The organism is Acinetobacter sp. BD54 (assembly GCF_044778325.1).
GTDB classification, from domain to species: domain Bacteria; phylum Pseudomonadota; class Gammaproteobacteria; order Pseudomonadales; family Moraxellaceae; genus Acinetobacter; species Acinetobacter baumannii.
On record NZ_JANJEP010000006.1, the window covers coordinates 200,816 to 213,931 of the forward strand.

Annotated in this window: 15 protein-coding genes; 8 read left to right on the forward strand and 7 right to left on the reverse strand. The window is 34.8% G+C overall.

Translation table 11 applies throughout. The features are described from left to right. Positions 1-52: 52 nt before the first annotated feature. The 5 genes from NQ782_RS12005 to NQ782_RS12025 form a co-directional block, all read right to left on the reverse strand. On the reverse strand, positions 53-787 hold the full coding sequence (locus tag NQ782_RS12005) for a molecular chaperone (protein WP_000774086.1): 735 nt from the start codon (positions 785-787) through the stop codon (positions 53-55). A gap of 88 nt (positions 788-875) precedes the next feature. Then, positions 876-1,409 (reverse strand): fimbrial protein, encoded by a 534-nt coding sequence (locus NQ782_RS12010; RefSeq protein WP_000731819.1) that lies wholly within the window; start codon positions 1,407-1,409, stop codon positions 876-878. A gap of 490 nt (positions 1,410-1,899) precedes the next feature. Further along, positions 1,900-2,190, reverse strand: a complete 291-nt coding sequence (locus NQ782_RS12015; RefSeq protein WP_000794351.1) for a hypothetical protein — start codon at positions 2,188-2,190, stop codon at positions 1,900-1,902. Positions 2,191-3,380: 1,190 nt separating this feature from the next. Next, a complete protein-coding gene (locus NQ782_RS12020) occupies positions 3,381-3,755 on the reverse strand; it encodes a hypothetical protein (RefSeq protein WP_024434471.1) in 375 nt (124 codons plus the stop codon). Between the two features lie 2 nt (positions 3,756-3,757). Continuing rightward, a complete protein-coding gene (locus tag NQ782_RS12025) occupies positions 3,758-4,132 on the reverse strand; it encodes a helix-turn-helix domain-containing protein (protein WP_001245401.1) in 375 nt (124 codons plus the stop codon). 145 nt (positions 4,133-4,277) lie between these two features. Between NQ782_RS12025 and NQ782_RS12030 the strand changes: the two genes are divergently transcribed. The 6 genes from NQ782_RS12030 to NQ782_RS12055 all read left to right on the forward strand — a co-directional run bounded on the left by NQ782_RS12030 (position 4,278) and on the right by NQ782_RS12055 (position 9,800). Next, positions 4,278-5,501, forward strand: coding sequence for a phage/plasmid replication protein, II/X family (locus NQ782_RS12030; protein WP_057093603.1), 1,224 nt, complete (start codon positions 4,278-4,280; stop codon positions 5,499-5,501). Between the two features lie 13 nt (positions 5,502-5,514). Continuing rightward, positions 5,515-5,811, forward strand: a complete 297-nt coding sequence (locus tag NQ782_RS12035; RefSeq protein WP_034038088.1) for a hypothetical protein — start codon at positions 5,515-5,517, stop codon at positions 5,809-5,811. 496 nt (positions 5,812-6,307) lie between these two features. Then, positions 6,308-6,559 (forward strand): hypothetical protein, encoded by a 252-nt coding sequence (locus NQ782_RS12040; protein WP_004749067.1) that lies wholly within the window; start codon positions 6,308-6,310, stop codon positions 6,557-6,559. Between the two features lie 320 nt (positions 6,560-6,879). Then, positions 6,880-8,241, forward strand: a complete 1,362-nt coding sequence (locus NQ782_RS12045; RefSeq protein ID WP_404214385.1) for a methyl-accepting chemotaxis protein — start codon at positions 6,880-6,882, stop codon at positions 8,239-8,241. Then, complete coding sequence (locus tag NQ782_RS12050; RefSeq protein WP_001127949.1) at positions 8,241-8,582, forward strand: DUF2523 family protein; 342 nt, start codon at positions 8,241-8,243, stop codon at positions 8,580-8,582. Before NQ782_RS12045 ends, NQ782_RS12050 begins: the two co-directional genes overlap by 1 nt. A gap of 3 nt (positions 8,583-8,585) precedes the next feature. Next, the gene (locus tag NQ782_RS12055; RefSeq protein WP_057093605.1) at positions 8,586-9,800 is read left to right on the forward strand and encodes a zonular occludens toxin domain-containing protein; all 1,215 of its coding nucleotides are present in this window, start codon (positions 8,586-8,588) and stop codon (positions 9,798-9,800) included. A gap of 848 nt (positions 9,801-10,648) precedes the next feature. Here NQ782_RS12055 and NQ782_RS12060 read toward each other — a convergent pair. Both NQ782_RS12060 and NQ782_RS12065 read right to left on the reverse strand, forming a co-directional pair. Continuing rightward, a complete protein-coding gene (locus tag NQ782_RS12060; RefSeq protein WP_024434471.1) occupies positions 10,649-11,023 on the reverse strand; it encodes a hypothetical protein in 375 nt (124 codons plus the stop codon). A gap of 2 nt (positions 11,024-11,025) precedes the next feature. Next, a complete protein-coding gene (locus NQ782_RS12065; RefSeq protein ID WP_001245401.1) occupies positions 11,026-11,400 on the reverse strand; it encodes a helix-turn-helix domain-containing protein in 375 nt (124 codons plus the stop codon). A 145-nt stretch (positions 11,401-11,545) separates the two neighbouring features. Here NQ782_RS12065 and NQ782_RS12070 point away from each other — a divergent pair, with 145 nt between their 5' ends. Next, a complete protein-coding gene (locus NQ782_RS12070; RefSeq protein ID WP_057093603.1) occupies positions 11,546-12,769 on the forward strand; it encodes a phage/plasmid replication protein, II/X family in 1,224 nt (407 codons plus the stop codon). 13 nt (positions 12,770-12,782) lie between these two features. Beyond that, on the forward strand, positions 12,783-13,079 hold the full coding sequence (locus NQ782_RS12075) for a hypothetical protein (RefSeq protein WP_034038088.1): 297 nt from the start codon (positions 12,783-12,785) through the stop codon (positions 13,077-13,079). The last annotated feature ends 37 nt before the right edge of the window (positions 13,080-13,116 follow it).

Consider the following 13,116-nt stretch of genomic DNA (forward strand, 5'->3'; position numbering starts at 1 on the left):
AGTCCGCCTACTCACATAATAGGTGCTTAAATTTATTAAAAAGATAATCTGATTACTGAAGTTTTATTTGGTGTTCGACTCGACCACCATAGTCGTTGACATTAATAAAACTCATATCCTGAAGATTGCTATTCTTAAGCTGAATAGAAGCTTCAGAAAAAGGCTTAACCATTAGCCCTTGAGGCAATAAATCAACTTTTTTATCTCCAACCTTTTGATAAACAGAAGTCATCGTAATGTGGAAAGGAGTTGGATTTTTTACCGTTAAATTCTGACCAGATTTAACCCATTGAAGCTTATCTGCTGCTAAATTCGCATCTTCTTTAATTGAAGCCGGACGATAGAAGAATTTGATCCGGGAACGAATTGCAAGTTGTAAGAAGTTATCAGGTGTCGTATCTGCATTTTTTGAGGTAGGTCTTGGTGGAATATCCAAAACGTTTAACCACAAAACAGTTTCTTGCTTCTGGTTAAATTGAGAAGCATTTGGAAGGGCAGTAATACGAAGTGTCTGACTTTTTGTCGCTTCAACACGAGAAATTGGAGGAGCAATCATAAAAGGAACTTTTGATTGATCCGGAGTACTTTTTGGATCACCTTCATCAATCCAAGCTTGGACAAGTGCTGGTTTTGAACCGTTATTGCTAACTTGTAGCGTAACTTCTCTAGCATCCGACGGATAAATTACACGGGTGCCATGAATTACAATTTCTGCTTGAGCGGCAGGAGCAGCAACAGATGAAGCAAACGCCAAACCTAACAAAAAATTATAACTGTTCAATTTCATTTTTCGAGTTCTCAACCAAGAAAGATTCAGGAAAGTGCTACACAAAACAGGGTTTCCATGCGGACATAGAAACCCCGCTATCAATTAATTATTGATAGATAATTGTGTATTGAACAGAAGTAGTTACTTTACCAGCAGTAGAAGCACCAGTTGCATAGTATTCAGCATAGTAGTTAAGGTCAGCACTTGCACCTTCAGCTACGTCAACCCATTGAGAGTTAGCTTGAGCACCGTTTGCACCAGCAGCAAGTACTGGGATGAAGTTATTGTTGCTACCTAAAAGTTGAACGTTAACGTTTTTAGCACCAGTAGCGTCTTGGTTAAGTAAACGACCAGTATTGAAGTCAACAGTTGCACCTGGTTCAAAGTAAGTAGCTACTTTACCTTGTGAACAGTTAGCTAAGTTGATTTGGAAAGGAGTACGGCCAGCAACATCCCCAGCAACAGCTAAAGTTTGTTTAGAAACAGTAGGAAGAGTCACTGTGAAATCTTTACCAGCAGGAGTAACGATGTCACAAGTTTTATCTGTAACTAAACCATTAATTGTAATTGTACCATCAGCAGCTTGAGCATTCGCAATCCCTACAACCGAAAGAGCAGCGATCAAAGCAAGTTTTTTCATAGTGTTTTCTCAAAAGTCTGGATAAAAGTTTAATTCCTTACTTTTCCAGTGTTTGACATCTTGAAAAGTAATGTAACAATGCTAACACTTTTTAAACAAAATGCAAACTATGTCACATTATTTTTTTATAGTTTTAATTGTGTCACCCTTTTAGGATTCAGTTAACAGCTAGTTAACACAGCTTATATAACTGTTTTATAGATAGTTTTTATTGTTTAGAAGAAAGGAATCGTAGAGATAAGAAAATTACATAAGGCTACTATGTAACAGGAAAAAGAATTAAACAATTTACGTGAAGAATAAGCTTAAATTCTTACAATACAATTATATAGAATAAATTATGCAGATGTATATAGAAAAACTATACAAATAGACATTTTTGCAGAAAAAGAGTGACCCAATACCCAATTCATAAAAAATTATGTTGAATTGTATGAATCACTCTTTTGCCAGCTTCTATAGTAATAAGTTCAAATGTGATGAAATGAGCTTAATGATAATTGATAAGTATAATCTTTCGATTAGAACCTAGACTTTCAATGCTAGTGTCCATCTTCTCTGTATGTTGAGCTAATTTATAGAGACTATCTTTATTTAAATATTCACTATCAAGTTTAATATTCAAATTGTTGACTTCGTTACATTCTATCTCATTACTTTTTGTTGAGCATGTGTCTTCAACAATATTTCCTTTAATCATTATTGTGTTATTTGCATAACAAAATAGTGGGGAAGTAGAAAATACCGCCAAAACCAAAATTTTAAATATATTATTTTTCATTTTATAAGTACCTATTTATTAAATAGTTAATATAAGTGATACAATATTTTTTATTTAAAAACAATATATAAATCAATTTCAATTAAAAAACACAAAATAATATGTGACCCGTATCTCACTAATTATTTAATTTGTTTAAATAGGTTTTATTTCTACATCTATTTTATTAAAACGATAATTGAATCACACTTTACAAATATTAGTGTATCTTAGTTATTGTAAAATTAAATTATTGATAATAAATACTTTAATTAAAATTATAAAAATTTAAACTAAAATACCAAGCTAAAAAATAATTTAATTAATTATAATATTTATTGAGATAATATATATTCACGCAAATTAAAAGTGATGTTTTAGCTCAGATTTTTTATTTATACGAATTAAAATATGAAAAATAAAATCACTTTTGAATAGGTTGTAAATAATTCTCGTATTTATTTAATTTTACTTAAAAACTTAAGGTAATAATAAGGCGAACTAAATTAGAAGATTTAATCTTTAAAGTATTTAAAAGGAATACAGAAAGTTGAGTATCAGAATGATTATTTTAAAATTTCTGTAATGATAAAGTTGTTTGAATTTAATTGAGTAGTAAGGAGCATGCATGGTTCATCTGAAATTTAATTTAAATTTTAATTCTTTAGCCAAGGACGATCATCTAAATTTAAGTGCAGCAAAGATTCTAAGAAAATCTATACAGTGATCAATAAAATTATGTTAGCTATGTAAAGCTGAATAGAGAAAGATGAATGTCATATTTATGCTCAGATAGTGATGTTTAGCCAAATAACTTTAAAGCTACGTAAAGAGAGCTTTAGATCTGAAAGATAGAAATAACTAGGGATTAGTTTAAACTATATAATTGTTCGTATAATACGGCATTATGTTACTTGCCATGTTCGTTGACTAAAGACCCCGCGCTAGCGGGGTTTTTTGTCAATGATGCGACCATATTTACGCACTCGCATGGCATTTAACATCAGTGCTCATTATGCGAATTGGAAGGATAGGAAAGGGCGGGCAGCGACTCGTCGCGCCTGACCTTTCTGGGAGATTTTGAGAGAGGGCACACTGCTATCTAATAGTGTGCCTGACTGTCCAAAGTTTTTTTTAATTTCGCCTATGAGCTATATATAACGGAGCTTTCAGAGGAAATGAGAAATTTTATCATTTAGGCGATTTATTGATCATATTTTGATCTTTTTGCCTATTATTTCTTCTATATTGTATTGGCCTTCTGGAGGAATATATCCTTCTGGTACTTGATTATTTAAATCAAATACAAGTTCTACATATTCTACTTTCTGGCTCTTTCTTTTAAATCTTTCTTTCTCATGTTCTTCTCTTATATATTTCTCTGTTATTCCACACTTTTTTAGTTCATTCATATATTTTTTAAATGTTTTTTCATCATGATCTTTTTTTATTTTTTCTATTCCAATCATGACAAGTACGCATAAAAAACTTGTTAGATTTCTTGTCTTTACTTTTGATAGTCTGCCAGTAGGAGTGGTTTTATTAAATACTTTTCCTATTTTTTCTTCTATTTCTAGAATATCCATTTTCATTTCCTATTTTTGCTTTCGGCAATCATCATTCGAACCATATATAAGATTCTTTTTTTATCTTCTTTTTCTATATTTTTTAGGTCGTTAAGAATGATAGCGATTTCTTCATCTGTGCTTCCTTCTTCGCCAAATGCAAGATTATCGATACTCATACCTAAAGCTATGCTTAATCTCTTTAAGTGCTGCAATGTAGGGTTTGGGTCTTCGGCGGTCATGTTTCTTTTTAGGGTCTTGTAATTTACTCCAGCGATATTTGCTAGTTCAGGAATGCTGATATTCAGTTCCTTACATTTTTTTTCTATACGTTCGCCTATACTGTTCATTTCATGACCTTTTTCACTTTCGTCAATTTTATAACAATTATTTCTCATATATTAGATTTCCTTTGTTTACAGTTCTCATATATTAGATTAATATCTATTTAAAGAGATTTTAATTCTATTAAATGCGATAATTATTGGGGAATTTTATGAGCATACAACAAGTATTAGAAGTTCATATATCTGGGTAATTGCTATGCTTGATTTTCTGCGGTTAGCGATTCCGATCATTCCTACGTATGTACGTAGTCTTGATAATCATCATTGGTTTAATGGTGATATTCGTGATTATGGTATTCCTGCTGCTACTCGCCATGTTTCTAAGACCGATGATGGTCAAACTATAACAGGGGAGCTTTACCATCCGTATGAGTCACTTCCATCTGACTATACAGATATGGCTGTTAAATTTTATACAAATACAATGAATACACCGCCTTATGTTGAGATTAAGGCATCTCCATTGAAGTTGTTACAAGGTCACAATGTGTATGGTTTTGAGTCTATCGAATTAGGCTCCGATCATATGCTTGGCATGTTACTCGAAGCCTTTCCCCAGTTAGCCCCAATTTTGGATTTACCCAATACTGAGGTTTTACATCTAGATACGACATATTTATTTAGATTGCCTCATCAGAATATGGTTCAGCCAACTTTGGACTATATGGCTAACTTGGCTTCGGGTCACCGTAAAGCCCGTGAAGTTAAATATGATAATTACATTACTTGGGGTAATGATTCAGCAAGTGTACGTCCTAAGGCATATGGCAAATTTGAAGAAGTTAAAAGCCAACTAAATAAGATTCAGAAGAAAGCAGATAAGGGTTGTATGCGCTCTAAATCGCTTGTTATTGCTATGAATGGTGCTTTGCAATTTGCTAATGCTGTTTTACGTCTAGAAGCTCGTATTTGTAAGACTTATTTAACCAAGAATGGTTATCCATCGAATTTATTTCAGCTTATTAAGCTGCAACATGAACAGCCAGAATTATTGCTACGCCTCTGGCACGTAGCGTTTGACCCAATCCTTAAGACAATGGAGGGTGAATATATGAATTTCGCAAGTGATGATGAATTAGAAGCTTTACTTAAATCTAAATTGGTTACCTATACCAAGAAAGGTAATCCTAGTTATACCAAGGCTTATAACGCCTTTGATTTCTATCGATCATTGCGTATTGATGGTTATAAAAAAGTAAAGTCCAGACATTTGGAATCACGTTTCTATAAACGTGAAAGAGAGCTTATTAGCTGCGGTATTAGCCGTTCTCATCTACAGAATTTACATAAGAATCCAAACGGTAAAGTCATTCCATTTGTACGTTTATTCGAACTTAAGATGGCTGATCAATTACCACCAGATTACGTTCAACCAGTTTCACAATACACACCCAAACGTGGGTTACATCTAGTTGCCTGAGGAGGCTTTAACCATGCAAGTTTCATTTAATAAACGCACAATTTTTCCAACCGTTTACCGTACTGAGAAAAATGGTGAATCTAAGGCTTATTTATCTACGACCGTATTGTCACCAGTGAAATATAACTTAAGTGCAATGCCAGGAATGATGCCAGTTGAACAAATTCAGGCAATCCTTGAGGAATGTGCTGACAACGCTCAAGAAGTAGAAATCGAATTCACAGAGCAACAAACTAAGTTTGGAGCACAAATGCAGGTGTTTAGTGTTAAGCCAGTTCCTAAGAAAAACCCAATGGAATCAAAGGCTTAATGGTGAATTATACGATTGTTCGTATAATGTATAATATGTCAATTAAATCAATAACTTACGTGTAATTAACTATGACAGATTACATTTATAAATGCAAGAAGTGCGGTGCAGAGTTCACAAAACACTCAAGTTATTGCATCCATTTTTATAAGTGTAAATAAAAAGAATTTGCCGGCTTTTGGGGGCGTTAATCGCAAGTCGGCAATCCTATTTATTGGGGATGTCTCTAATGGTCATCTATGCAGTTTGGTATTTCTTCGTAGTAGGGGTTATAGCTCATCCAGTGGGCTTATATCTCTACTATAAAAAACGGAAGTAAAGGAATTCAATTATGTTGGCTTGTTTGATTTATGGGTCGGACCAGACGACATGTATTGGGTATTTAAACATGGGTTTGGTGACTGGTCTTTTTGCTGCTTTAGTAGTTTTGTACGGTCTCAGCTATGTTTTTAAAATCGTTCTAAAACTAATGGGTTTTTAACCCTTGGAGATAAATATGGAAAATCAAATCGTTGTACAAGAAAAACGCGGAGTTGTAAGTCTACGCAATGCTTCTCGTTATGGTTTGGGGGCTGTTTTATCAGCGGGTATTTTAAGCAGTGCAAGCGCAGCAACTTTAGTAGATGAACAAGCTGCTCAGTTTAAAACTGATGGTATTGCAATGGTTACAGCGATCGGTGTTGCAATGATTTCTGTTGCTGTTGTTGCTGTACTCATTAAATGGGCAAAAGCTACATTCTTTAGCTAATAGCTCAGGGGGTAGAAATACCCCCATCTTATAAGAATTAAATATTTAAAAAGTTGGGGGCTTTTATGAAGTTTTTTAAATATTTCATTTTTATAATTATTAGCTTGTTTTGTGTACATTCTTATGCTGCTGAATCTTCTGTTTCATATTATTTAGCTAATTACACGCCTAATTTTCGTTCATCTTCAATTAATACAACTTGTCAATCTTTAGCATCAAATATTCAGTCGAAGCTGGGATCATCTAGCACTATATATTTTTTAGATAGTGCTTCAATAACTGACTACTCCGGTTATAACTTTGTCTGTGTAATTGGAAAAATGCATTATGATGAGCGAACGATCCATGGTTATTACTATGGCTATAAAGAAATACAGCAGACTAAATGTCCGCAATCTGGTTATCCGATTCCTATTTATTTTGAGCCTAATACACCAATCCCGCTTAGAACTTGTAAACAAAATTCTGATGGTACTTACTGTATTACTGAATACACGGGCGACAAAAATAAACCTCTTGTTATTTCTGGTAATAAATATCAGAACATTACACATGCATCTGTGAGTGAAATTCCGTCACCTTCGTGTACACCTGAATTTTCAAAAACGAGTTGTGATCCGAAAGACCCATACGGGGGATGTTATCAGCCACCTGATGATGGTTGTAATCGATTAGCTGACGGTTCTATTTACTGTCCTCCCGATGTACCGCCACCGCCGATTCAGTCGGGCTGCTCTAACAATGCAACTTACTGTGATATGCCACCAACGGGTTGTGGTTCCGGTTATGTTCCCGGTACGTTCAACGGTCAGCAGATTTGTGTTAGAAAAAGTAATCCTCCGCCGATTGATCCAATTGATCAACCACCTTCGGCTTCAGAACCTCCGCCGATTGATCCGAACGATCCGCCTCCGACTTCGGCACCACCGCCTATTCCGAACGAAAGTAATACGATTTTACGTTCAATTCTTGATGCTATTAATGCGGTTAATAACAAGCTGACATGGCTTAAAGATGAGATCGTTAATTCTGTTAATAACGTTTCAAGAACACTCGGTATAACTAATCAAAAGCTTGATGCTGTTAATTCATCAGTTAAAGAAACGACTGCTGCTGTCAAGCAAACAACGACTGCTGTTAATAATGTAAAAGCTGCTGTAGATGCTAATGCAACAACGGTAAAAACGGCTGTAGAAGCCAATGCAGATAAGGTTAAAGGTGCTGTTGACGCTAATACCAACTCTACAGCTAATAAGCTTAATGAAGTTGTTAATGCAATTAATAATAAGCCTGTTGGCGGTGGTGGTGGCGGAACTACCGATGTTAAGCCTGTTGTTGATGCTATTGAGAAACAGACTACTGATTTTAAAGATATGATGAAGACTGATTCATCAGACTTTGATACATCACAGTATGAGAAAATTGGAGATGCTTCAGACGATCCACGCTATTTAAATGCCCAGTCAGAAGCTACCAATGCACTTCAGAATTTATCTAATAAATTAACTTTTTCTAATACTGCATGCGTACAGGACTTTACAGTTGATTTTCCTTATTTTGGTTCTTTTGTAGTTCCAATTTCTCGTTGGTGTGAACTCTTAGCACTAATAAAAATATTGATACATCTCAGTACATTAATTCTTGCTTTTAGAATGCTTGATTCAACAGTGAGGGCTATCTAATGCCATTGTTTATTGGGGCTATTGTTGCTGCATTATTGAAGGTTTTATTTAGATATGCGGTTTTTAAAATATTTGCCAAATTAATTTTGGGGACTGCTACAGCTGGAATTATTTACTTATTTTTAACGAGTACGATCAAACCTTTTATTGATGAAATGCAACAAAAGATTGTTGATAAAGCTGCTGAACTCTCAACCATTGGGGGTACTGCTGCTGAGGTCATTCAATACTTTGATTTCATTCAATGTGTAAACATTATTTTATCTGCTTCGGCTGCTTGTTTTAGTTTAAAACTAATGTCAGTAGCCATTCGTGCCTTTGGCATTAATACAGGGGGTTAATTCATGGCTATTAAACTAATTACAGCACAGCCTGGCTCTTATAAGACTGCAATGATGATGGAAATTGCTAGCAAAATGGCTAGTGAAAACCGTCCAATTTACTTATGTAATATTCGTGGTTTAAAACCTGAAATACCTTTCCCATATCAAGTTCTAGATCATTTTAAAGACTGGATTGATACACCAGAAACATCAGTTATTTTTATTGATGAGGTTCAGGAATTTACACGAGACGTACCAACTAACTGTAAAACTGAGGATTTACCTAGATGGCTAACGTTATTAGAAAAACATCGTCATGAGGGTAAGGATATTTTTATTGTTACTCAGCATCCAATGTTTATACATACTCATGTAAGACGTTTAACATCTGAGCATATTCATCTTGTGAGAAATGGGAATGTTCCGTTCGCTGCCAAACGTACTTGGGGGTTTGTTGAGTCAGATCCAGACGACTTTCAAAAGGCTACTGTTAAAAATGGTTGTACTACGTCTATCTATAGACCTAATAAAGAGGTCTTTAACTGGTATGAATCTACGGTATTAGATACCCATAAATTTAAATTTCCTACTAAATTAATTAAGACAGTAAGTCTTTTAGCTGCTCTTGTTGGTTTTTCTGTATATATGGGATATCCAGTATTTAATAAATATTTTGGTTCTAAAGAACAAGAAGTCTCTGCTACAGATATTTCACCACAGCCTAATAATTCAAATATGACCTTAGCTGAAAAGGCTAAGCTTGATGCAGCTATGGCTGGTCTTACTCCAGAGCAGTACGCTGATTTAATGCATCCTGAAAAACGTAACGCTAAGCTGCAAGCTGTTAACGATGTAAGAATGGAAACTATAGCTGTGAAATATAATCCTAATCGTCCTTACGATATGGATACTTCACAGATTCAATATGAAGTTACTGCTAAGCCTGTTTTTTCAGGTTGTATGAAGAAAAATGGTAAATACGTTGCTTATACTCAACAGGGCACTATTTTGCATGATGTAAGCCAATCTGATTGCCGTAAACTTATGGAAGATGGCGATAGACCATTTAATTATTTTCAGGTTCAGAATAATCGACCTGCTCAGGTAAATAATGCTGTGCCACAAGTGCAGGTGCAGCCTAATTATTCATCTTATCAGGCTAATAATTATGTCCAGCCTAACCTACAGCGTAGTTCTGTCGATGGTGCAAATTCTCAAAGTTCTTTTTCTTTCTGATTACCTAAAACCGTCTATATGTTCTACCGTAGCAGTAACCAAAAAAAACCGTTCAGGGGAATTGTGACCGATCGAACTCGGTCACAAGGCGTAGTCTACGGTTTTTTACGTGATAATATATCGACTTACACCCAATGCCAGTATTGCGGTCGTACCTTGCAATTTGGTCAATTAATGAAACATTTGAGGCTTTTTCATGGATACGGAACAAGTAGTTTTGACCTTGGCATCTGAATTTACCTTCCCTGATTTATTTCAATTTCTAGCTTTATGCCTTATTGGTTTTCTTTTAAAAATTCTAATTGAAACCATATTAGAGTCTCGATAATAGGAGTTATCTATGGTTTGTTTTGATGATAGTGAATTAGAGACGATCTATACAATTATGCTTTCTTATGGTTTGACTGATTCTGCTCTATCTATTACTAGAATTATTGATCAATCTTATTATTTTTGTCACCAGTGCCAGAGACTAATTCGCCTTGAATATTCTGAACAACATTTACAAGAACATGATGACTGAGAGTTCGCATAATACGGCATTATGTTACTTGCCATGTTCGTTGACTAAAGACCCCGCGCTAGCGGGGTTTTTTGTCAATGATGCGACCATATTTACGCACTCGCATGGCATTTAACATCAGTGCTCATTATGCGAATTGGAAGGATAGGAAAGGGCGGGCAGCGACTCGTCGCGCCTGACCTTTCTGGGAGATTTTGAGAGAGGGCACACTGCTATCTAATAGTGTGCCTGACTGTCCAAAGTTTTTTTTAATTTCGCCTATGAGCTATATATAACGGAGCTTTCAGAGGAAATGAGAAATTTTATCATTTAGGCGATTTATTGATCATATTTTGATCTTTTTGCCTATTATTTCTTCTATATTGTATTGGCCTTCTGGAGGAATATATCCTTCTGGTACTTGATTATTTAAATCAAATACAAGTTCTACATATTCTACTTTCTGGCTCTTTCTTTTAAATCTTTCTTTCTCATGTTCTTCTCTTATATATTTCTCTGTTATTCCACACTTTTTTAGTTCATTCATATATTTTTTAAATGTTTTTTCATCATGATCTTTTTTTATTTTTTCTATTCCAATCATGACAAGTACGCATAAAAAACTTGTTAGATTTCTTGTCTTTACTTTTGATAGTCTGCCAGTAGGAGTGGTTTTATTAAATACTTTTCCTATTTTTTCTTCTATTTCTAGAATATCCATTTTCATTTCCTATTTTTGCTTTCGGCAATCATCATTCGAACCATATATAAGATTCTTTTTTTATCTTCTTTTTCTATATTTTTTAGGTCGTTAAGAATGATAGCGATTTCTTCATCTGTGCTTCCTTCTTCGCCAAATGCAAGATTATCGATACTCATACCTAAAGCTATGCTTAATCTCTTTAAGTGCTGCAATGTAGGGTTTGGGTCTTCGGCGGTCATGTTTCTTTTTAGGGTCTTGTAATTTACTCCAGCGATATTTGCTAGTTCAGGAATGCTGATATTCAGTTCCTTACATTTTTTTTCTATACGTTCGCCTATACTGTTCATTTCATGACCTTTTTCACTTTCGTCAATTTTATAACAATTATTTCTCATATATTAGATTTCCTTTGTTTACAGTTCTCATATATTAGATTAATATCTATTTAAAGAGATTTTAATTCTATTAAATGCGATAATTATTGGGGAATTTTATGAGCATACAACAAGTATTAGAAGTTCATATATCTGGGTAATTGCTATGCTTGATTTTCTGCGGTTAGCGATTCCGATCATTCCTACGTATGTACGTAGTCTTGATAATCATCATTGGTTTAATGGTGATATTCGTGATTATGGTATTCCTGCTGCTACTCGCCATGTTTCTAAGACCGATGATGGTCAAACTATAACAGGGGAGCTTTACCATCCGTATGAGTCACTTCCATCTGACTATACAGATATGGCTGTTAAATTTTATACAAATACAATGAATACACCGCCTTATGTTGAGATTAAGGCATCTCCATTGAAGTTGTTACAAGGTCACAATGTGTATGGTTTTGAGTCTATCGAATTAGGCTCCGATCATATGCTTGGCATGTTACTCGAAGCCTTTCCCCAGTTAGCCCCAATTTTGGATTTACCCAATACTGAGGTTTTACATCTAGATACGACATATTTATTTAGATTGCCTCATCAGAATATGGTTCAGCCAACTTTGGACTATATGGCTAACTTGGCTTCGGGTCACCGTAAAGCCCGTGAAGTTAAATATGATAATTACATTACTTGGGGTAATGATTCAGCAAGTGTACGTCCTAAGGCATATGGCAAATTTGAAGAAGTTAAAAGCCAACTAAATAAGATTCAGAAGAAAGCAGATAAGGGTTGTATGCGCTCTAAATCGCTTGTTATTGCTATGAATGGTGCTTTGCAATTTGCTAATGCTGTTTTACGTCTAGAAGCTCGTATTTGTAAGACTTATTTAACCAAGAATGGTTATCCATCGAATTTATTTCAGCTTATTAAGCTGCAACATGAACAGCCAGAATTATTGCTACGCCTCTGGCACGTAGCGTTTGACCCAATCCTTAAGACAATGGAGGGTGAATATATGAATTTCGCAAGTGATGATGAATTAGAAGCTTTACTTAAATCTAAATTGGTTACCTATACCAAGAAAGGTAATCCTAGTTATACCAAGGCTTATAACGCCTTTGATTTCTATCGATCATTGCGTATTGATGGTTATAAAAAAGTAAAGTCCAGACATTTGGAATCACGTTTCTATAAACGTGAAAGAGAGCTTATTAGCTGCGGTATTAGCCGTTCTCATCTACAGAATTTACATAAGAATCCAAACGGTAAAGTCATTCCATTTGTACGTTTATTCGAACTTAAGATGGCTGATCAATTACCACCAGATTACGTTCAACCAGTTTCACAATACACACCCAAACGTGGGTTACATCTAGTTGCCTGAGGAGGCTTTAACCATGCAAGTTTCATTTAATAAACGCACAATTTTTCCAACCGTTTACCGTACTGAGAAAAATGGTGAATCTAAGGCTTATTTATCTACGACCGTATTGTCACCAGTGAAATATAACTTAAGTGCAATGCCAGGAATGATGCCAGTTGAACAAATTCAGGCAATCCTTGAGGAATGTGCTGACAACGCTCAAGAAGTAGAAATCGAATTCACAGAGCAACAAACTAAGTTTGGAGCACAAATGCAGGTGTTTAGTGTTAAGCCAGTTCCTAAGAAAAACCCAATGGAATCAAAGGCTTAATGGTGAATTATACGATTGTTCGTATAATGTATATTAT

Coding starts and splice junctions, on each gene's coding strand:
- NQ782_RS12035 (WP_034038088.1), top strand. CDS start 5,515: ATGCAAGTTTCATTTAATAAACGCACAATTTTTCCAACCGTTTACCGT.
- NQ782_RS12060 (WP_024434471.1), bottom strand. CDS start 11,023: ATGGATATTCTAGAAATAGAAGAAAAAATAGGAAAAGTATTTAATAAA.
- NQ782_RS12025 (WP_001245401.1), bottom strand. CDS start 4,132: ATGAGAAATAATTGTTATAAAATTGACGAAAGTGAAAAAGGTCATGAA.
- NQ782_RS12015 (WP_000794351.1), bottom strand. CDS start 2,190: ATGAAAAATAATATATTTAAAATTTTGGTTTTGGCGGTATTTTCTACT.
- NQ782_RS12040 (WP_004749067.1), top strand. CDS start 6,308: ATGGAAAATCAAATCGTTGTACAAGAAAAACGCGGAGTTGTAAGTCTA.
- NQ782_RS12065 (WP_001245401.1), bottom strand. CDS start 11,400: ATGAGAAATAATTGTTATAAAATTGACGAAAGTGAAAAAGGTCATGAA.
- NQ782_RS12020 (WP_024434471.1), bottom strand. CDS start 3,755: ATGGATATTCTAGAAATAGAAGAAAAAATAGGAAAAGTATTTAATAAA.
- NQ782_RS12070 (WP_057093603.1), top strand. CDS start 11,546: ATGCTTGATTTTCTGCGGTTAGCGATTCCGATCATTCCTACGTATGTA.
- NQ782_RS12010 (WP_000731819.1), bottom strand. CDS start 1,409: ATGAAAAAACTTGCTTTGATCGCTGCTCTTTCGGTTGTAGGGATTGCG.
- NQ782_RS12005 (WP_000774086.1), bottom strand. CDS start 787: ATGAAATTGAACAGTTATAATTTTTTGTTAGGTTTGGCGTTTGCTTCA.
- NQ782_RS12055 (WP_057093605.1), top strand. CDS start 8,586: ATGGCTATTAAACTAATTACAGCACAGCCTGGCTCTTATAAGACTGCA.
- NQ782_RS12075 (WP_034038088.1), top strand. CDS start 12,783: ATGCAAGTTTCATTTAATAAACGCACAATTTTTCCAACCGTTTACCGT.
- NQ782_RS12030 (WP_057093603.1), top strand. CDS start 4,278: ATGCTTGATTTTCTGCGGTTAGCGATTCCGATCATTCCTACGTATGTA.
- NQ782_RS12050 (WP_001127949.1), top strand. CDS start 8,241: ATGCCATTGTTTATTGGGGCTATTGTTGCTGCATTATTGAAGGTTTTA.
- NQ782_RS12045 (WP_404214385.1), top strand. CDS start 6,880: ATGCATTATGATGAGCGAACGATCCATGGTTATTACTATGGCTATAAA.